The sequence below is a fragment of the Streptomyces changchenzhani genome, assembly GCF_039766235.1.
In the GTDB taxonomy this organism is placed as follows: domain Bacteria; phylum Actinomycetota; class Actinomycetes; order Streptomycetales; family Streptomycetaceae; genus Streptomyces.
Genome location: NZ_JBDHNH010000004.1, coordinates 433,592 through 452,443, shown reverse-complemented (window position 1 = coordinate 452,443; position 18,852 = coordinate 433,592). Strand labels below are relative to the sequence as shown.

The following is an 18,852-nucleotide window of genomic DNA, read 5'->3' as shown; positions in this document are numbered from 1 at the left end:
AGCGGCGCCGGATCGCCGTCCACCTGTCCGCCGGGCAACCTCCGGATGTCAGGCCTTCCTGGACCAGCGGTGGTACGGGAGTGAGGAAGCTCCCGAAGCCGGGGGCATCGGCGACACGGTGGTGCGCGAGGCCACCGAGGATCTGATGGAGATCGCGATGCCCGCCGCGGCGATCGGCTCGGCGATCGGCTCGGCGATCGCCTACGCCATCGGCCAGCCCGCCGAGGTCGACGTCAGTGAGATCGTCGTCCGGCCCACCGCCCGGGGCTGAGCGCTGGGACGGTGGAGCCGGGCAGCGCCCCTGCCTGGCCTCACTGAGCCGCACGGCATCGTTCAACTCATCTGGTTTATCGATCATTAAACATCAGCATTGTTGACCACCGAGCCGGGTATACGAACAACTGCCCGGCCGGTTGCATCCCGCGGCTTCCTGGCGCACCGCGAAGGACGTGCCGAACTCTTCATGTCTACGCCCCACTGGGAGCTGCCATGATCATGAGCGTGTTCAGCGCCCCGCAGGACCACGGCAAAAGGCCTGCCTGGGGCGTTCCGGGCCCCGAAAGCGAAGGCTTCCATGAGGTCCGGAGACAAGTGGGTCACCCGGCGCTGGTAAGCCCTGTGCCAGGGCCAGCCGCGAACGCCGACCGGGTACGTACCCACGCCCGGCGGCAGCGAAGTACACCTGATGCCGGCTCCCCTGCTCCGTCCTGGGGCGTGGCCGGTCCGGCGCAGCGACTGAGCACGCGGCCGCGTCCCACTGTCAGCACGGCACTTTCCGTCTGAAGGCACCGTCCCGGGCGATTGCCCCCGAGGTCCTCATCTCGTGGGCGGCCGCATGCGCGGAGGCCTCGCCATCTCCTCCGGAACATCCAGCGCCGCCGCACTCCTGCACGCGCTCTCCCCACCTCCACGGCCTCTGAACCGGCACCCCTCCCTCACGCTGCAGAGCACAGGAGAACCCTGATGAATACCCTGCCGCGCCCTACGGCCACCGCCGCTCGTTCATCGCTCCCCACTGCTCAGATACCGCACTACTACACGCAGAAGACCGCAGCGATTCTCCACAAGTACGGTCCGGGTCCACGCGTCCACTTTCACGTCGGGCTCTTCCCTGTTGGTACCTTCCCGGACTCCGCGGTCCCTCAGCGTGTGCTCAAGGATCGGATTCTCATCTCCCAGGAAGCCGCGCTCAGTTACTCGGCAAAGACCTGGGACGTGTACGCCGCGCCGCCGGCATCGCTCCTCGACATCGGATGCGGACTGGGCGGCGGCGCCATCTACTGGGCACAGGAACACGGCGCGAGCGTCACCGCAATCACCGTCGCCGCCGCACACATCCCTCTCATCGAGGAATTTACACACCGGGCCGGCGTGAGCAATCAAGTCACTCCGCTGCACGTCGACATACACGGCTACGTGCCCGACCGCCTCTACGACGCGGCGTACGCGAACGAGAGTTCCGGATATATGGATCGTGGGCGGCTCTTCAAAACCGTGGCCAAGTCCCTTAAGCCCGGCGGCTGGTTCGGCATTCAGGAGCACTTCATTTGCCGTCCCGAATGGGCGGAGTTCATCGACGGCTACTACAAGACCCGCCTCGGCGCACTCGGCGAGTACATCTCCGCCGCCGAAGCTGCGGGATTCAGCCTTGAGCGGGACGAGGACGTCACCGACCGGGTCGCCGAATTCTGGATGCAGTCCCTGGCCTGGACGACCGCCGAGCTCGACACGATGGAACAAACGAGGCGAGCCTCTCCCATTCCCCGAGAACGCCTGCAGGAATCGGCTCTCACCCACGGCAAGCTGTTCCGTATCTGGCGCGATCACGCCCTGGAGACCCGCCTGCTGCTCTTCCGGCTGAAGGCGCACCCATGACAGCCGTCCGGCCGCCTGCGATCGGCTGGGACCTGCCGTCTTTTTACTGCCCGCTCGATGACTTCGGGCGCCATCCTCTGGTGGATGTCCTGGACGAGCAGGCCTTTGCCTGGGCCGACTCCTTCGGGCTGTACCCGAACAACACGGAACGGTCCTGGGCCCGGGCCATCCACAATGCGGATTTCGTCGGACGCATGATGCCCCGCGGTAGCGCGGAGACGCTCCTGCTGTTCCTCAAGTGGAATTACTGGGCCTGGTCACTCGACGACTGGCACGATTCGGCGGTTGAAGCCGGCCGCACCTCACAAGTCGTGGACCACAGCGTCCGGGTACTGCGGACTCTGGAGTGCGCCGACTCCACCCTGCTGGGACCGGGCTCCGCCAGTGCCGCGCTCATCGACCTCGCACAGGACACCCGGGCGACGCTCACCCCGTACCAGATGCACCGGCTGTGCAACGGAACGCGCGACTGGCTCATGGGGGCCTGCTGGCAGACCCGTAACACCGAGCAACGCGTGATGCCTACGCTCAACGACTTCGCAGCGGTGCGGATGTCCGTCAATGGCACTTTCTTCTCACTCGCCTTCAGTGAAGTAGCCAACGACATCCACGTCCCACCGGCCGCCCAGCATGCGGCGCCGGTCCGCGCGCTGACGGACTCCGCGGGCTTCATCGTCGGCTGTGACAACGATCTGTTCTCCTACGCCCAGGACGACCACCACAATCCCTGCGCCCAGAACCTCGTCAACGTCATCGCCCACCACACCGGCAGCACCCCCCGAGAGGCCCTGAGGCCCGCCGTGGCCCTACGCGATCGCGCCATGACACTCTTCACCACGCTGCGCGAGCAAGTGGGCCGTGACGCCGACGAACCCCTCCAGCGTTACCTCGACGCCCTGGGCCAGTACATCGCGGGCTGCATCCGCTGGATGTCCGCCGCACCCCGCTACGCGAGCCCGCGCAATCGGCATCCCCTTCCCGTCGTGGGAGCCAGATACGACATCACCATCACCGACCACCCCAGCGACCCCAGCACTGCCGCACCCCCCATCCCCTCCATCGCGTGGTGGTGGACCCAACTCGACGCGTCCGCGGCCGAGTAGCACAGAGAGAGCGACCGGGCGGCGACAGCGCGCCGGACAGCGCTGGGCGAACCACAGCCCGCTTGCGCCCAGTGGGTGAATCCGGCGCCGTCCGCGTGACCCGACCGGCCCCTTCACGATGGCCCGGATAACGCGTACATGACATGCGCCCCAACACCTGCCCCCACCCGCCCAGGGGCACCACATACCCCATGGGGGTGAGGGCCGGATCGCCGGCCAGACACTTGGTTGGCGGCCGCTCGTTTCGCAAGTCGCACTCACAGTGCGACGCGGGTTTCCTTTGCGCTGACGCTAGTTGAAGTTTTGTACGCTTTTGTCGCAATGATTCGCTTTGAAACTTTTGGGGTACATGGTGACTAGCGCGCACGACCTGGCGGAGTATCGCCCGCTCACGTTCTCCAGAAAACCTGAGCAGTGAGGCTGCGCGGTTGTGCACGGCTTGCATTCCCACCAACAGCGCATGCGGCACCGCAGCGCTTTCCAGAAGGAGATGGTGGCATGTCTTCCACTGATTCCACCCTCCAGGGCCTCACTGAGGCCCTGGACATCGAGGTCGAGGCGGCACTCGATCCCGGAGAGACCGAGGGTGTCTACCGCGATACCCGCGAGAGCCTGGCCCTGGCCCTCATCGCAGGCGCCGGCGGCCTTCTGCTATCGCCGCCGGCCCCGCGGCCCAAGAAGGTCTGACCATCACGATGCAGGAGCAGTCTGACACCTCCACCCGCCTGACGGGTGCGGTGCAGGAACTCGCTTCGGAGGTGGTCGCCGCCCTGCAGGGCGGCGACCACCGCTTCGCACTGCCCCGGGCCGACAACCCGGGGCACGACGAGAGGCTCACGCTGGCAGCGCTGCGTGTCCTGGGCGCCGACGCCCTGCTGCCAGCCGCACTCTCTCCCCACAAACCGGTCGATGAAGCCGATGAAGCCGGACTGGCTCTGATGGACAGATCCCTGCTTGTCCATACCCCGTCCGCCGCAGCACCGGCGGCGCTGTGGAGCCACTGGGCCATGGACCGCGCGGTCAGGCGATCGCGCTCCCCCTCCCCTGCGCTCACAACCGGCGCGCCGGAGCCGGACACTCAATGGCTCCACGGCACGTCCTGGCAGGCGCTGACGCATCAGCTGGCCGTACTCAGCGCGCTGGCCGTACCCGGTGCCGCCTGCGGGGTAAGTCTCCTGGCCGCGAGCCGGCCGGTCGATGTGGCCCGCGGATTCGTCAGGGCGGTACGCCGCCGGGACTGGCTGCAGGCTGCCGGAGCCGGACGATGGCTGGCACTGCTCGACGGCGTTCCTCCGTCCCTGGGGCTGGATACGGGCCTGGAGTTCGTCGCCCAAATGGGCGCTCCCGATACCCGGGTCGCGTTGCAGGTGCAGGCGGCCCGGATGCTGCGATCGGGAGCAGCACAGTGACGTCCGTGGTCTCCCGGGGCGTGGCCGAGGCGGCGGTGACCTGGCTCTGGGAGCACCGCGAAGGCTTTCGTCTGGGCCAGGACGCCCTGGCAGCGGACGGGAATGTGAACCGGACGTGGAAGCCGCTGGGTGAGCTGGCCCAGGTGTGCGTACCGGTGCTGCATCACACCCTGGCGGGCACCGTGCTCCATGAGAGTGCGGCCAGGCTGCTGGCCTTCGCGTGGCAGGAGACCGAACAGGGCGCCGTACTGCACGAGTTGCAGCGCCTGGAGCCGTTCGCGACCTACCCCCTGGAGATCTACGCGGCCTTCGCGTCGGGGGGCCTGCGGCACGCCGGATTCGAGCAGGCCACAGCTCTGACAGCCGCTACTCGCGGGTGGCGGGCCTGGGAGCAGGTTCCCACGCGCAAGCTCGGTGTGCTCAACAGCGAGCGTCGGGCCGGGCTGGCGCAGCATGACGCGGTGGCGGCCGCGCTGGGGCGTACCTGGCTCGCCAGTCTCGCCGAGCCCTGGGTGTTCGACCGGGAGGTGGGGTACACGCTGACGCACACCGTCTTTCACCTCACCGACTGGGGCCACGATGCGCGGGGCATCCCGCCGCATCTCGCCGACTACCTGGAGCTGTGGCTGCCTGCCTGGCTGGCCACCTGCCTGGAGGACGACCAGTGGGACTTGAGCTGTGAACTTCTGGCAGTGGCCGCCAGCCTGCCGCGTCCCTTCTCGCAACTCTCCCAACCGGACGCGAACACCGCCTGGGAGACCATCGCCGCAGCGCAGACGGACGGCGCCCTGCCCGAGGTGGGCCCCGGGCCACTCGGCCGGGCCGTGTCCCAGGACTTCACACACTGCTACCACTCGACGCTGATGGCCCTGTTCGCCGGCGCTCTCACCAGCGCCCGCACCTCCATGGAGAACACGCACGATCCAGTCGGCGGCGGTCGGCCGAGTTGGGAAGAAGCCCGCGGCCAGGGAGTTGCGACATGACCAGTACGCGGCTTGTGCACGCCGTGGGTGCCGGTGCCATCGAGTGGCTGCATGCCCACCGTGACGGGTTTCGCCTGGAGCTGGATGTCGACCCCGAGGTCGGTTTCCTGGACCGCTTCAAACCGGTCGGGGAACTGGCACTGATCTGCGCGGTCCTGTTCCGCGAGGGGGTGTCCGGGTCCCGGCAGACCGCCCTCGCACGCCAACTGATCGACCACTCCTGGCGGGAGGTCCTGGACGGCGGGAACATGCTGATGCGCGGCCACCGCACCGAACCGACCTCTCCCATCCCCTTCGAGGTGTATCTGCCGTTCAGGGAACTCGGCTACACCCACCCCGACGTGGAACGGGCCGCCGCACTCCACCACCGCCTGATCAGCTCGGCGACGCTGGAGACAACAGCGGTACGCCGCCTTGGGCTGTCCGCCTTCGAGAGCCGCTTCGGCCTGGAGCCGCGCACATCGATCGAGGACGCCACCGCCCGGACCTGGCTGGCCCACGCCCCCGAACCGTGGACGGTCGGGGCCCGTATCGGCTACGACATCACCCACACCGTCTTCCACCTCACCAACTGGGGGGAAAACGCGCAGGGTCTGCCCCGTCCGATCGCCGACTACCTCGCCCTGTGGCTACCGGTCTGGCTGGACGACTGGCTGGACCTGGGGCGCTGGGACCTGCTGGGCGAACTGCTGGTCGTCGACGCGTGCATGCCGCAACCGACCCTCGACGAACGCGTCTGGGAAGGATTCGCCGCCGCCCAGCAAACCGACGGAGCCATGCCCGCCATGCTCGAAATGCCTCAAGGCGACCCTCAGGACATCTTCGACCTCGTCTACCACCCCACACTTGTCGCGGCCTTCGCCTCCGTACTGGCGACCTCACGCACGTTGACCCGGCTGTCCTCCCAGGCGCAGACACAGACACAGGCATGACCTCTCCCGCCCCTTGGCCCACTCCGCGCACCACCGCGCTGCCCGGCCCCACACCGAGCAGCGTCCCGGCAACAGGCCTCGATACGGACCCCGAGGAACTCGCCGCGAAGCTGTTCACCGCAGTGGCCGCCGTGGACGCCCCCGATGTTGTCTTCGCCCTCTCCCGAAACGGCCATCGGCTCGTCCACAGCGGTGGCACCGGCACACCCCCGCCTCTGCCCCGCGACCAGATGCGTTACGAACTCGGCTCGGCCTCCAAAACCTTCACCGGACTGCTGCTGGCCCACCTCGTCCAGAGCGGTCGCCTCACCGGCGGGGAGAACGCGATCTCCTGCCTGGAGCCCGCCCGCGCGGCCACGGAACACCCCATCACTCTGGCGCACCTCATCACCCACACCTCCGGATTGCCTCCCCTGCCGGCCGACTTCTACCTCCAGGCACTCCCCCGCTGGTCCACCAGTCCCTACGCCCACTATTCGCGCGACCAGGCCATCACCGCGTTCTTGCGGGCCCGCCCCCGCCACCGCCCCGGCCACCGCTGGCGATACTCCAACTTCGGTGTCGCCACGCTCGGACACGCCCTCGCCGCAGCAACGGCCACCCCCTGGGAGACCCTGCTCACCTCCCTGGTCCTGCACCCCCTCGACCTGACGGACGTCACACTGCAACCCACCCCCGACGGCCTCGACGCCACAGGTCACCGCGTCGACGGCATCACCCCCACCCCACCCCTGCTCATCCCCGGCTTCCTGGCGGCAGGCACCGTACGCGCCACCCCTCACGACCTGCTCACCTATCTCGAAGCCCACCTCCGACCCGACAACCACCCCTTGGCACAAGCGTTGAACGCAGTACGCGAGCCCGTCCTGCGCCGTGGCCTCAGCCACCGCCACACCCACACCCTGACGTGGTTCCGCCACCCCACTTCTGACGGGCACATGTACTTCCACAGTGGCGCCACCAGCGGCCAGCAAGCCTTCCTCGGCTTTCACCCCCACACCAACACGGCACTCGCCGCGTTCGCCACCCGCCGCTTCCGCCGGGCCGACACCTTCACCTCCACCGCCTACAACCTCCTCGCCCAAGAGGCCGCGCCGGCGAAGTAGGCCGACGAGATCCGGTGGCGGGTGCGGGTGCGGAACCGTGTGTGCTCCGTGCATTACGCATTACCATCACCGAATTCCCTGGGGGAATCGCCGACTTCAAACTGATGCCGGTCCCGCCGATGCCGTTCGGCACATCGCTTCCCCCGACGGACACACCCTTCGCAACGAGGTGAAGCCACAAGTGCCGTTCCGGATAACCGGCGAGAGCGAGAACGGGGACGAGCCCGAGGAGACGCTGGCCCTGTGCGCCGAGGCGGAGGCGTACTACGTGGACCTGCCGCCCCCCGTACGCGACCACTACGAACTCCGCGACTGCGCCCCTGAAGGAGAACTGGCGCGCGCAGCGGCCCAGGCGCAGAAGGACGGCACCGCGCCGCTCGGGCTGCTGACCGTGCACGCCCTGGCCCACAACGGGGAACCCGTCGAACCCCTCTGGGACGTGTGGTGTTTGGGGAACGCGCGGGTACTGAGCGTCCGCCCCAGCTTCGCAGACCCGACCCTGGTCGACATCACCGTCGAGGGAAGCCTGGACCATTGGGCGGCTGGGGTGGACGAGCAGCCGGAGGTTCCCGAAGTGCCGCCGCTCACCCAGGGCTTCCATCTGTACGGCAGGGACGAAGAGTCCTGGGGGTCGTGCAAGCAGGTGGCACTGGTCCACAAGCAGCCTGAGCCCGACCCGATACCGCTACGACTGCGGGGGTGCGAGCCGAGCGGACGGCTGCTTGCCGCACTGGAACAGGGTGAAGACCAGTTCGACCTGGGCGGGGTCTATCTGGGCCCGCTCGACCGCACCGGCCGCACCATCGACGAGCACTGGATCTTCCTGCACGTCGAGTCGTGGTCCTATTCCACTCCCGGAGCCGGCCGGGTCGACCTCACGCTGGACATCTCCTGCGACGACTTCCGCACCGCAGGAGCGCGCAAGGCCCACGAGCTCTGGTCGGCAGGGCCGCCGAGCGAACCCAATCTCTGGGCCGCACTGGACTCGACCGGCCGCGCCGCGTGGTCCAGAGCCACGGAGCGCAATCTGTCGGCCCGCCGCACGCCCGACGCACCCCCGGGCGCCACGTACCACCTCGACGGCAGGCACACCACCGACGTGATCGGCTTCTGCCTTGCCCTCGGCGAGGCCATGAACGGACCGGGCGGGTACTTCGGCACAAGTTTCGACACCATCGCATACCACCTCGAACAAGCCCACGCGGTCCAGAGGCCGTTCACCCTGGTCTGGCACGACCACCACATCGCCCGCACGTGCCTCGGCCGAACCCCCCTCCTGTACGCCAGGTCCCCTTCCTTCAAGGAGATCCTCGGCTTCTTCGCCGGGCGTGAGATCGAAGTCCTCCTGGCCTGACTGTCGATGCCGTGGCCAAAGGCGCCGGGTCTACATGCTGATGGTCCAGGAGTACGCCCGCCCCAACGGCCACGCCGACCTCCTGCGGGAGCGCGCCGACGGGGCAACGGGGGACTGAGCTTTTGCCGCGGACCTCACCCTCATCACCGGGCCTACGGGCGGGTGCCGCCCTCGGCGCCGGCGTCGGCTCCTGGCCGAACCGGCGGCTCGACGGACTGCGGGGTCGGTGGCGTCGCCGGCACGGTGCGGGTGGAGACGGCCGGGTTGCCCGGGGTAGCCGGTCCTTCGCTCCGGGGCCTCTCGCTGGGGCGGGGGTTGACGGGTTCCGGTGACGCCGACGGGGTGGGCGCAGTCCAAGGACTGCTCGCCGGTGGCGGGGCGAGGGGGACCGTCGGGGACACGGGTGCGCCGGGTGTCGCCAGGTGCAGCGGCAGCTTGCCGTTCTCCAGGCGCGCCACGATCCGCTCGCCCCGCCGCAACCGCGCGAGGTCCCGGAAGACCCCGTCGCCGTAAGCGCCGACCGTGACATGGCCGAGGATCACCGACGGGCCGATCTGGCCCGGCGTCGGCGAGTGCCGGTACCAGCCCGCCCGGTCGTCCGCCGCGATCGGGGGCACCTGCACCGTGCCGTCCGGGGCCAGCCCCAGCCGCATCAGCGGGGTGTCGACCTCTATGGCCGGCACCTGCAACCTGACCGGGACCGAACGCCCCAGAGCATGCGCCGCCTTCGCGGGGGGCCGTGTGGACGACGGGGTGCCCCGAGGGCGTTCGGCCGTGGCCCGGCCGGTCCGGTGACCGCCGCAGCCCACGAGCAACGAGGCCATCGCCGCGGTGGCGAACGCGCGCCTGGAGGGCAAGGTCATGCCCCGTTCGCCCGCCGGCGACGTACGAGAAGGACCGTCGCACCGCCGGCGGCGAACACCGCGACAGCACCCCCGCCGATCAGCCCGCCCTCGGCTCCGGACTGCGCGGACACCGGTGTAACACCGGTGTCCGGCGCTCCCTTCGGTACGACGGCGACCTCCCTCGGGACCGTTACCCGGGGCGGTGCGGCGCTCGGGGTCGGTGCGGTCCTCTCGGACGGTGCGACGCTCGGGGGCGCGGCAGTAGGGGCCGGGGACGGCGTTTTCCCGTCGGCGAACGCGGGCACCGTGCTCGCCAGCACGGCGGTGCACGCGAGTGCCATGGCGCTGAGGACAGTTCGGCGCATGAATCGCTCTCTTTCGTCGGTTCGCCCGCCCGATGACGCAGCGGGTGAGTTATTGATCGAGAACAGAGACGACGCAGCAACAGAACGCGTTGCAAAGAGATGGCAAAGGCGTCAGGAGCTGCCGCCTCACGCGCAGGAAGAGCACAGCGGCCCGGCGCAGCTGCCGGACAAGCAAGCCGGCCACCGCTCCTCGGACCAGGGAGAGGAACAGCTTCTCCAGCCGGGCCCGCATCAGGGCTCGGTCCCGCGGCACATGCCCCCTTCGGTCATGCGGTGCTGCAGCCCGGTCGCGGCGATCACGAAACCGGCCCGGTCGGGTACGCGCGGGACAGCGGTCGGCTGCGTGATGACGTCCTCACTGTCCCGGCCCTCCCTGATCACCTTGATGATCCCGGCAATCCGCCCCTGCGAGCGGCGCAGCCGGTTGAGCACCGACGTACGGTGGGACGGGACGAACCACGCCTGCCCCGCGAGAGGACATCACCCCCCTCATGAGCACCCCCACCGCCGTCGTTCCCGCCCAGGCCGCCACCCGGCTGGAGCGGTACACCGTCATCGACGTCCGTGGCCCCGGCGAATACGCCGCCGGCCACGTCCCCGGCGCCCACAACATCCCCCTCGACCGCCTTCACACCGCGCTGCCCGCGCTCAAGGCCGCAGCCGTCTCCGGCGACCTCCTCGTGGTCTGCGCATCGGGCAATCGCTCCGCCACCGCCTGCCGGCAGCTCGCCGCCGCCGACATCCCCGCCGCCACCCTCACCGGCGGCACCACCGCCTGGGCCCAGCAAGGGCACCACCTGGCCCAGCCCGAAGGTGCGCGCACGGTGTGGCCGATGGAGCGCCAGGTCCGCCTCGCCGCCGGCTCCCTCGTCGTCCTCGGGCTCGCCGCCGGCACCCGCTACAAGCCCGCCCGCTGGCTCTCCGCCGCCATCGGCGGCGGCCTGATCTTCTCCGCCGCCACCAACACCTGCGGCATGGCAGCCGTCCTGGCCAAACTCCCCCACAACCAGCCCCGCCATGACGACCTCCACACGACCCTGCTGGCCCTGCAGAACTTGTAGTACTTCGTCAGGTTCCGGCTGTTCCTTACGTAGTTGGTGGGTTGGTTCCGGTCGCTCGCAGGATCGGAAGACCCGGGGATGCCTGCCGTGATTGTTCAGCCCAGTGGTGGCTTCGAGGGCTCGTTGGGATGCGGGCGGCAAGATCGCTCAGCAAGGACGCGCCGGCGAGGCTGTCCGCTGCGGAGGCCTCCGCAGATAGTGCAGGTGCCGAGACCGAAGGCCAGGACGTAGGGGGCTCCTGCCGAGGGGAGCAGCCGTTTGACCACCTCCGCCGGGACCGCAGCAGATACATCGCGGACCGCGAGCGCCAATTCGGCCCGCCGCCCGCCCGGTGGACCGCCGCCAAGCGAAACGGGGCCGGCGCGTCTACCTGGCTGGCGGACGACGGTTCACGACAGGGCAGTCGGGCGCCCTGGTGGCGGAACCGCCCGGACCAGATCCCACAACGGCCGCCCGCTCGCAGCCCAGTCCCCGAGCAGGCCACGGTCGACCAGGTGCAGCCTCTGCGACGTGGCCAGTGGCGCACAGCCGGCGGTGAAGCGGCCGTTGGTCACCAGGACCACGACGTCGGCACCGTGGAGCTGACGGGCCGTGCCGTTGAGCACATGAAGATCCGGAGTTCCGACCGGTGATCCGGCAAGGCCGTTGCGACGGTGCTTGCACTGGATCACCCAGCGACGCCCGAACGGGTCGGTCGCCTTCACGTCCGCTCCGTTGTCGCCCGTCCCACCCACCTGCACCGCATCCGCGCAGCCGTCGCGCTTCATCAAGTCCCGTATCGCGTACTCGAACTCCCGATGATGCAGCGCGTCCAGCTGGCTCATCGCGTACCGCAGGCTGCGAGCCCTGACCTTCTCCCACTCCGCCCGCTGCCGGCGCTGATACAGCCAGTGCCCCATCACGGCTCCACCGATGACGAGAGCGATCAGGAACACCCACAGGTGGTCACCGATCCAGTTGACCACTGCAACGAACGCGGCGATGGCCACGCCGGTCACCACGGTATACGTGATGGCCCGCGCCTCAGCCTGCTGCTGCCGTCTGCTCCTGCGTGACGTGCGGCGCCGCGCCGGCGACCGACGGCGGCTCACCAACCGCTCCCACTGGTCTCGAACCGAATCGGGCACGAAGCGGAACGCCGCTGCACCGGCTTCCGCTCCGCCTTGGGAAAGCGGATCGGGTACGTCACCGACTTCTGCGGACGGGGCCGCACCGCTCGACCGCTGTCCCCGAACGTGATCGGTTGAGCCGCCGTCTTCGGCGATCGTGGCGGCTGGCTGTTCCCCGTCTCACTGTCGACCTTGCCATTTCCCATACCGAGGATCGCTACCGCAGCGACGGCCAGCAGTGCCATCTCGCGGCGCGCTCCCGCTGCCCATCGAGAATGCTCACGGACATGGGTACCGTCCGCCTTCGTATAGGACTGGATGTGAGGCATCGTCGGCTTCCCCCCTCTTGCTCTGGTCACTGAACGCCCCAGCAAAGCAGATGCCACTGACACTGGGTCAGGCAGCGATCACTGCACGTGTTGCTTCTGAGGTGCAAGCGACAGAACGGGCGTTGCGTCGAGAAGATCCTCCGGTGGCGTACGACAGTCTTGCCTCGCGTTTCGCGGCAACGCGACGCTGCGGGCCGCAGTCCTGACTGCGGGCCAGGGAGGCCAGTCCGTGGTCGTATCCCTGGCCCACCGCCCTCGCACGCCAGATGGGGCCTCGCCGGTACAGCTCGGCGAGAATCAGGACCGCGGGCTCGCGCCTCGCCCGGTCGGCGGATGCGAGCTTCCCACTCGCCGTGGCTATTCCTGCGCGAGAGAGGTTGAGGGTGAGGCCGGCCGTCTTGCCGACTCAACGGCGTCGCGCAGCAGATCCATCAGTTTCAGTGCCGCCGGTAGCGGGGCAGCAGGCAGCGCCACATATACGGTCCGGCGCAGGGCCGGGTCGGCGAGGCGGCACAGGACGAGTTGCTCGGGGACCGCCCAGGCGGCCAACGAGGGCACCAGTGCCACCCCCAGCCCGGCGGCCGCGTGGCCGAACTTCCCGGTCCACTCCGCGATTCGAATGATCTTCCTCGGGGTGAAACCCGCCCGCGCACACGCCTCGTCGAGCATGGTGGGACGGTCGCCGTACGCGTTATGGAGCCAGGCCTCGTCGCGCAGTTCACGCAGGTCCACCGTCCCGGTTGCGGCCCGTCGCCGTCGCACCCGCTGCCGGAGCGCCCGTACTCTCCTGGAGGGGCGACGAGAAATCGTCGGCTGACCTGATCCAGAACTGGTGGTTGCGGGTCTCAGCGTTGGGCGACCTTGAGCGTGAGTTCCGAGGCACTCACAGGGAGCCGGGGGCTCGGTCCGGTGTCGCCCTTCTTGACGGCGCGGACCACGGTGACGGAGACGATGCTCTCTGCCCCTCGGCGTGTCCAGGCACGCTGAGCGTGAGTGACGTTGTAGTCGTCCTGACGCGTGGTGTCGTACCCGGTGGACGCTGTCGGCGGGTTCTTGAGCACCGCGTATCCGCCATTGACGTCATCCGGCGCGCCTTTTTGGGCAGCGGTTGCTGCCACTGCGGAGAAAGGAATCTCACGGCCGCGGCGGAAGGGACTCCGCGGGCCTCGGGCACACCCAGGGAATGTCGTACACCCCTCTGTCGAAACACCGGTCTTTGCCTTGAATGCCGCCACAACGACCGTTACCGACCGACCGGTTCGTCGTTGGGGCGGTCATGGACAGTTCGGGCGACGGCGCACCGGTGGTCTTCGTCGGGCTGCCAGGTGCGTACTGGCTCGAAGGTGAGGGCGATGGCTGTCCGGGGTGCTGCTCACTCCTTGTCTCCGGCAGCCGGGCGACGGAGTCGGAGGCAGTCGTGGTACGAGGTTGTTCTGGCGTTGCCAAGGTGGTGCGGGCCTGGCCACGGGGTCCTGGGCGGGCCCGGTCGGCCATGCTGATGGTGGCGGTGGCTACGGTGGTGGCCGCACTGCTTGTGGCCGTGTTGCCCTGACCGTGAATGAGCTACCGCGGGGCGAGGTGGTGCGGGGCGCCCGGCCGGCACCGGCGCCCGCTCCCCGGCAAAGACCCTGGCTCAGGGATTACGGTTTCCCGGCGCCGATGCCGGCGTAGAGGAACGAGGTCAGCGTCTCGATCGCCTCCTCGTCGGACAGCACCCGGCCGAGCTGCGGGCCGCGCCCGGAGAGCCACAGGTCGGCGCAGGTCGACAGCAGCGTGGTGAACATCGAGGCCACCAGGAGCGGATCGCCAGGCAGGTTCAGATTCCCCAGGTGGTCGGCGATGTGCCGGAGGTCCGGCTCCATCAGCTCCCGGCTGCGCTGCGCGAACGACTCGTCCACCGTGGCGGCCTGCTGCAGGGCCACCACGGTGGTCCGGTATCGCCGGTAGAAGCTCCAGTAGGTGGCTACATGCCAGCGCACCGCGTCGCGGTCGCGGAAGTCGTCGTCATGACCGGGCGTCACCACGGTTCTGTCGCCCTCGGCCAGCAGGTCGGCCAGTAGAGCCTCCAGCAGGGTCTCCTTGTTAGCGAAGTGGGTGTAGAAGGACCCGGCTGCCCGGCCGGCCTCCGCGGTGATGTCGGTGATCTTGGTGTTCAGGTAGCCGAGGCGTGCGAACGCGCGGACTGCCGCTGCCTTCAGCTCCGCCTCGGTCTGCGCCGCCTGCTGTTTGCGCACGCCAACCGCCATGCCCGACCTCCGAAATGTGTGTCTTGACAGCAGGCTAACAGCACTTCTATGGTGAATTCATGTTCACTGAATCTGCATTCACCGTACTGATCGCGGGTGCCGGGCCGACCGGGCTCGCCCTGGCCATCGACCTGACACGGCGAGGGGTCCCGTTCCGGATCGTCGAGAAGTCGCCGAATCCTTACTACGGCTCGCGCGGCAAGGGGATCCAGCCTCGAACCCAGGAGGTCCTTGAGGACCTGGGTGTGCTCGACCAGTTCCGGGCGTTCGGCGCCGACTATCCCGAGCTGCTGATCCACCTGCCGGACGGCGCCACGATGACCCGACGGATGGACGAGCTGCACGCGCCGACGCCCTCGGTGCCGTACCCGAACACGCTGATGTTGCCGCAGTGGCGCACGGGGGAACTGCTGGCCGCACGGCTGGCCGAGCTGGGCGGGCAGGTCGAACTGGGAGTCGAGGTCACCGGCTTCACTCAGGACGAGAGCGGTGTACACATCACGCTCAGCACCGGCGAGAGCGTCACCACCCGCTACCTCGTCGCGGCGGACGGCGGTCGCAGCATCATCCGGCGGCAGCTCGGGGTCGGGTTCATCGGCGACACGTACGAAACCGATCGCATGCTGATCGCCGACGTCCGTCTGACCGGCCTGGACCGCGACCACTGGCACGTGTGGCCCGGCGCCGGGCCGAACTCCATGCGCCTCGCGCTGTGCCCGCTGCCGAGCACCGAAGACTTCCAGCTCACCGCCCCCCTGGCGGAGAACTCCGCAGCGACCCAGCCCGGCATCACGCTCACCCATGCCGGATGGACCTCACTGTTCCGGGCCAACATACGAATGGTGGACCGCTACCGGGTCGGCATCGTCTTCCTGGCCGGAGACGCCGCCCATGTGCACTCACCGGCCGGCGGACAAGGGATGAACACCGGGATCCAGGACGCCTACAACTTGGGGTGGAAGCTGGCCGGCGGAGACGACACACTGCTCGACACGTACGAGGCCGAGCGCCTGCCGGTCGCGGCCGGCGTGCTCGGCATCAGCACACGGCTGCACCAGGCGCACAGGGAGAATACCGAGGACGCGATGCGCCGCGACGATCCCATGCTGCGCCAGCTGTCCCTGAACTACCGCGGTGGGCCGCTGGCCGACGAATCGGGCACGGAACTGGGCCGGCTGCGCGCGGGCGACCGGGCACCCGACGCGCCGTGCGGCCCGACCCGCGTCTTCGACCTGCTCCGCGGTCCGCAATGGACGCTGCTGGTCTTCGACGCACCCGATGCCGATCTCCCGGCGGAGACTCCGGGCCTGCACATCCACCACATCGTCCGGCTGGGCGCGCCGTCCGCTCCAGGCGCCCTCGTCGACACCGACGGTCACGCCCACGACGCGTACGACGTCACCGCCCCGACTCTGTTCCTGGTACGGCCGGACAACTACCTCAAGAACGTCACCACCCTGTCCGGCACGCCGGACCTCGCCGCGTACCTGAAGCACCACACGGTGGCCTGACCACCAGCCTTACGCCCAACCACCGTTCGATTCATTGCGTGTTGCGCGTCATCATCGCAAGGAGTGCACCATGTCAGTCCTGGGTTCGTCGGGCCTGGAGGTCTTCCCTCTGGCTCTCGGTACCAACACATTCGGGTGGACCCAGTCCCTCGTCGGACAGCGGCCCGCGCGCGTCCGGATGGACACCGCCGTCGCCGCAATGCGCACCCGAGAAGCAGTCGACCGACTCGTATCGGTCAGCGGATCCGGGGCGGGACCTCGGCGCCGCCTCCCGCCGCGGTGTTGTCAACCCCGGCCTCGGCGAGCCGGTCTGTTTACGTCGCAGTACGGCCCGGGCTTGACCAGGGCCGATACCGGCAGGGGACGGCTCGCAGCGAAACGTCGGGCTTCGAGTCAACGGGAGGAGAGCAGGTCACCTGCTGCGACGTAACCTTCCAGGCCTTCAGGCTGGTTGATGGGGTGGTCAAGGAGGACATCCTCCGCGATGGCGAAACCCTCGGTGAGGATCATGGCGTGCTGTTCGAGGTCGGTAACGAGGTCTTCGGCCGCTTCGGGGAGTTGCCTGACCTGCGCCGCGGTGAGGTGCCCCTCGGCCAGCAGGTCTCCGCTGTGGGCGGCGATACGGCGCAGCGCGAAGAGGCGGTGAAGGGAGTGCAGAAGGAGCTGGGCACCGGGGTCGACGGAGTCGGCGGCGGCCGTGAGCAGGGCCTGTGAGGCCTGGCGGTGGGCGTGGGCGTCGACGAGTTCGAGTGCGGGTGTGACTGCGGTGTTCCACCTGCCCAGGGGGTTGCCCGGATTGGCGGAGCGCAGGCGGGTGCGGGCGCGCTGATGCCAGATGCGTTCGATGTCTGCCAGCAGGCCGTGGAGGAAGGAGGGGTCGGTGAGGTCGCGGTCGTCGGGTGTGCGGTCGTCGGCAGGGGTCGGGGTGAAGTGGCCGAGTAGCATTTCTCCGGCGGCTTTGACCCAGATGACGAGGTTGTCGCCTTCTGCCGTGATGGTCCCTTCATTGGCTGCCGTCTGGGAGGCAATACCGTTGGCCAGGAAGAGTCCCTGCGCCCCGCAGCGTTCGCGGCACTCGGTCATGACGTCACGGGCCCGCCAGGTGATCCAGCCCTTGGCGATGGCGACGAGGCGTTCGGCGTCTTCGCGTTCGGGGCCCGTTGCCTGCGTCCACTGGCGCACGGCGGTGCGGTGCAACAGGGTCGCCGCGTACGTGGTCGCGATGGCGTCGAGGAGCGAGGTGTGGTGGCTGCGGTGGGCCCACAGAGGAACGCTGCCCTTCGCGGTCACGCCGGAGGTGTGCCGGGTGTGGGCATGGCGTACGGCGACGGCGACGGCATGGCGGGTGACCCCGAGACTGTAGGCACTCATGCAGAGTTTTCCGCTCGTCACCCGCCCTATGGAGTGCAGGAATCGTCGGCGCGGACTGCCGATCATGCTGGTGAAGACACCCTGGGGTGTGAGGCGCCCGTGGTCGGACTGCAAGAGCGCGGCGTGCGGCAGGCGAACGTGGTCGAAGGCGGTGAGGCAGTGGTCCACGGGGCTGGTGACTGTCTGCGGCAGCCTGCGTATCTCCACTCCTGGCAAGGGCTGGCCGGTGTCGTCACTGAGCGGGGTGAGGAAGAGGAAGACTCCCTGGTCCTTGGTGTCCGCGATCAGGCGGGCCGCGACGACGCCCGTCTTGGGGCCGCCGGTGGAAGAGGTGTTCGGCATGAACTTGCACGCGGCCGCCGTCGGCGTGTTCAGGACGAAGCCGCCGCTGATCGGGTCGTGCGTGGCGGTGGTTTCCATCCGGGAGGCACCGTTGCCGTGCCCAGTCTCGGTGCACAGGAAGGTGCCTGTACGCCGCAACTCCGTGAAGTCACGAAGGTTGCGCTCACCGTCCGGGTCGTGGTCGAGCACACTGCCGAGGAAGAGGTTGTAGTGAATGCTCGCCAGCGTCGCCATCCCCGCATCGACGGGTCCCGCCCACTCGTGCAGTGCGGTGAGCCGCTCCACGTCGGCCACCAGATTTTCGGGACTGTCGAGAGCCTCGTTGACCAGACGCAAACGCTCGTAGGACAGCGCCGCACGCTCCTGAGGTGTCAGCCCCTCCCGGAAGCGAAACGGCTCAGTTGCAAATAACTTGCGCCACGGCTCGTGGAGTTCCAGCCGGTCGCCGAAGAGCGCCTGGGTGAGGGCGGCAGAGACTGAGGCCGAGAGCACAGGGGAGGAGATCACGCACCGGACGGTAGTCGTGCGGTAGCCCGTATGATCAGTCCGCTCAGGGTGACGATCAACACGATTAAGATCCCTAAACGCCGGTATCTGCCTATCTCCGCGCATGGGCAATCACGGAGTCCCGCTGGACTTCGGGTGAGCGTGTCCCCCGAGGAAACCTGCCTGGGCAACTGCCGTGGGCCCACCCCCTCAGCCGTAACCGCGTCGACGCTCCAGCGCGCTGCCGTTTGCGCACGGTTGCGGACCTTGAGGAGCCTGGAGCATGGAGACGCACTGAGTCGGCACTTGAGAGCCGCGCAGCATCATGGACCGGAGGCTTGAGCCGCTTCGGTCGCTGTTTGTGTTCCCCAGGCCTTGGGCCTGCGCATTGTTCAGGAAGCCAACAGCGACCGAAGGGGGCTCGG

Annotated in this window: 16 protein-coding genes and 5 pseudogenes; 12 read left to right on the top strand and 9 right to left on the bottom strand. The window is 68.7% G+C overall.

What is annotated here, in order from left to right:
• Positions 1 to 118 precede the first annotated feature (118 nt).
• From ABCR94_RS16385 to ABCR94_RS16340, 10 genes and pseudogenes are all read left to right on the top strand, one after another.
• Entirely contained in the window at positions 119 to 271 is a 153-nt protein-coding gene (locus ABCR94_RS16385; RefSeq protein ID WP_347120022.1) for a hypothetical protein, read from the top strand.
• A gap of 692 nt (positions 272 to 963) precedes the next feature.
• A complete protein-coding gene (locus tag ABCR94_RS16380) occupies positions 964 to 1,875 on the top strand; it encodes an SAM-dependent methyltransferase (RefSeq protein ID WP_347120021.1) in 912 nt (303 codons plus the stop codon).
• Positions 1,872 to 2,978: a terpene synthase family protein gene (locus tag ABCR94_RS16375; protein WP_347120020.1), complete on the top strand. Its 1,107-nt coding sequence runs from the start codon at positions 1,872 to 1,874 to the stop codon at positions 2,976 to 2,978. Before ABCR94_RS16380 ends, ABCR94_RS16375 begins: the two co-directional genes overlap by 4 nt.
• Before the next feature lie 498 nt (positions 2,979 to 3,476).
• The gene (locus tag ABCR94_RS16370) at positions 3,477 to 3,665 is read left to right on the top strand and encodes a hypothetical protein (RefSeq protein WP_347120019.1); all 189 of its coding nucleotides are present in this window, start codon (positions 3,477 to 3,479) and stop codon (positions 3,663 to 3,665) included.
• 8 nt (positions 3,666 to 3,673) lie between these two features.
• Positions 3,674 to 4,387: a hypothetical protein gene (locus ABCR94_RS16365; RefSeq protein WP_347120018.1), complete on the top strand. Its 714-nt coding sequence runs from the start codon at positions 3,674 to 3,676 to the stop codon at positions 4,385 to 4,387.
• Positions 4,384 to 5,370, top strand: a complete 987-nt coding sequence (locus ABCR94_RS16360) for a DUF6895 family protein (RefSeq protein WP_347120017.1) — start codon at positions 4,384 to 4,386, stop codon at positions 5,368 to 5,370. Before ABCR94_RS16365 ends, ABCR94_RS16360 begins: the two co-directional genes overlap by 4 nt.
• Positions 5,367 to 6,302, top strand: a complete 936-nt coding sequence (locus ABCR94_RS16355) for a DUF6895 family protein (RefSeq protein WP_347120016.1) — start codon at positions 5,367 to 5,369, stop codon at positions 6,300 to 6,302. Before ABCR94_RS16360 ends, ABCR94_RS16355 begins: the two co-directional genes overlap by 4 nt.
• Positions 6,299 to 7,408, top strand: coding sequence for a serine hydrolase domain-containing protein (locus tag ABCR94_RS16350; RefSeq protein WP_347120015.1), 1,110 nt, complete (start codon positions 6,299 to 6,301; stop codon positions 7,406 to 7,408). Before ABCR94_RS16355 ends, ABCR94_RS16350 begins: the two co-directional genes overlap by 4 nt.
• A gap of 181 nt (positions 7,409 to 7,589) precedes the next feature.
• Positions 7,590 to 8,762, top strand: coding sequence for a barstar family protein (locus ABCR94_RS16345; protein ID WP_347120014.1), 1,173 nt, complete (start codon positions 7,590 to 7,592; stop codon positions 8,760 to 8,762).
• Positions 8,763 to 8,784: 22 nt separating this feature from the next.
• A pseudogene (locus ABCR94_RS16340) lies at positions 8,785 to 8,880 on the top strand (mycothiol transferase); the annotation flags it as partial.
• Between the two features lie 319 nt (positions 8,881 to 9,199).
• On the opposite strand, the pseudogene ABCR94_RS39085 reads toward ABCR94_RS16340, so the two are convergent.
• From ABCR94_RS39085 to ABCR94_RS16325, 3 genes and pseudogenes are all read right to left on the bottom strand, one after another.
• Positions 9,200 to 9,625: pseudogene (locus ABCR94_RS39085) on the bottom strand (sortase domain-containing protein); the annotation flags it as partial.
• Entirely contained in the window at positions 9,622 to 9,972 is a 351-nt protein-coding gene (locus ABCR94_RS16330; protein ID WP_347120012.1) for a sortase-dependent protein, read from the bottom strand. The pseudogene ABCR94_RS39085 and the gene ABCR94_RS16330, both read right to left, overlap by 4 nt.
• A gap of 196 nt (positions 9,973 to 10,168) precedes the next feature.
• Positions 10,169 to 10,404: pseudogene (locus ABCR94_RS16325) on the bottom strand (metal-sensing transcriptional repressor); the annotation flags it as partial.
• A gap of 59 nt (positions 10,405 to 10,463) precedes the next feature.
• On the opposite strand from ABCR94_RS16325, the gene ABCR94_RS16320 reads away from it, so the two are divergent.
• Positions 10,464 to 11,033 carry a rhodanese-like domain-containing protein gene (locus tag ABCR94_RS16320; protein WP_347120011.1) on the top strand — a complete coding sequence of 190 codons (570 nt, stop codon included), beginning with the start codon at positions 10,464 to 10,466 and terminating at the stop codon, positions 11,031 to 11,033.
• A gap of 389 nt (positions 11,034 to 11,422) precedes the next feature.
• Here ABCR94_RS16320 and ABCR94_RS16315 read toward each other — a convergent pair whose 3' ends face one another.
• From ABCR94_RS16315 to ABCR94_RS16295, 5 genes and pseudogenes are all read right to left on the bottom strand, one after another.
• Complete coding sequence (locus ABCR94_RS16315; RefSeq protein WP_521977150.1) at positions 11,423 to 12,127, bottom strand: restriction endonuclease; 705 nt, start codon at positions 12,125 to 12,127, stop codon at positions 11,423 to 11,425.
• A gap of 552 nt (positions 12,128 to 12,679) precedes the next feature.
• A pseudogene (locus ABCR94_RS39080) lies at positions 12,680 to 12,775 on the bottom strand (TerD family protein); the annotation flags it as partial.
• Between the two features lie 53 nt (positions 12,776 to 12,828).
• Positions 12,829 to 13,224, bottom strand: a pseudogene (locus tag ABCR94_RS16305) (LysR substrate-binding domain-containing protein); the annotation flags it as partial.
• A gap of 92 nt (positions 13,225 to 13,316) precedes the next feature.
• The gene (locus ABCR94_RS16300) at positions 13,317 to 13,589 is read right to left on the bottom strand and encodes a hypothetical protein (protein WP_347120009.1); all 273 of its coding nucleotides are present in this window, start codon (positions 13,587 to 13,589) and stop codon (positions 13,317 to 13,319) included.
• 522 nt (positions 13,590 to 14,111) lie between these two features.
• On the bottom strand, positions 14,112 to 14,717 hold the full coding sequence (locus tag ABCR94_RS16295; protein ID WP_347120008.1) for a TetR/AcrR family transcriptional regulator: 606 nt from the start codon (positions 14,715 to 14,717) through the stop codon (positions 14,112 to 14,114).
• Between the two features lie 59 nt (positions 14,718 to 14,776).
• Between ABCR94_RS16295 and ABCR94_RS16290 the strand changes: the two genes are divergently transcribed.
• A complete protein-coding gene (locus ABCR94_RS16290) occupies positions 14,777 to 16,228 on the top strand; it encodes an FAD-dependent monooxygenase (protein ID WP_347120007.1) in 1,452 nt (483 codons plus the stop codon).
• A 393-nt stretch (positions 16,229 to 16,621) separates the two neighbouring features.
• Here ABCR94_RS16290 and ABCR94_RS16285 read toward each other — a convergent pair whose 3' ends face one another.
• Positions 16,622 to 18,448 carry an acyl-CoA dehydrogenase family protein gene (locus tag ABCR94_RS16285; RefSeq protein ID WP_347120006.1) on the bottom strand — a complete coding sequence of 609 codons (1,827 nt, stop codon included), beginning with the start codon at positions 18,446 to 18,448 and terminating at the stop codon, positions 16,622 to 16,624.
• Between the last annotated feature and the right edge of the window lie 404 nt (positions 18,449 to 18,852).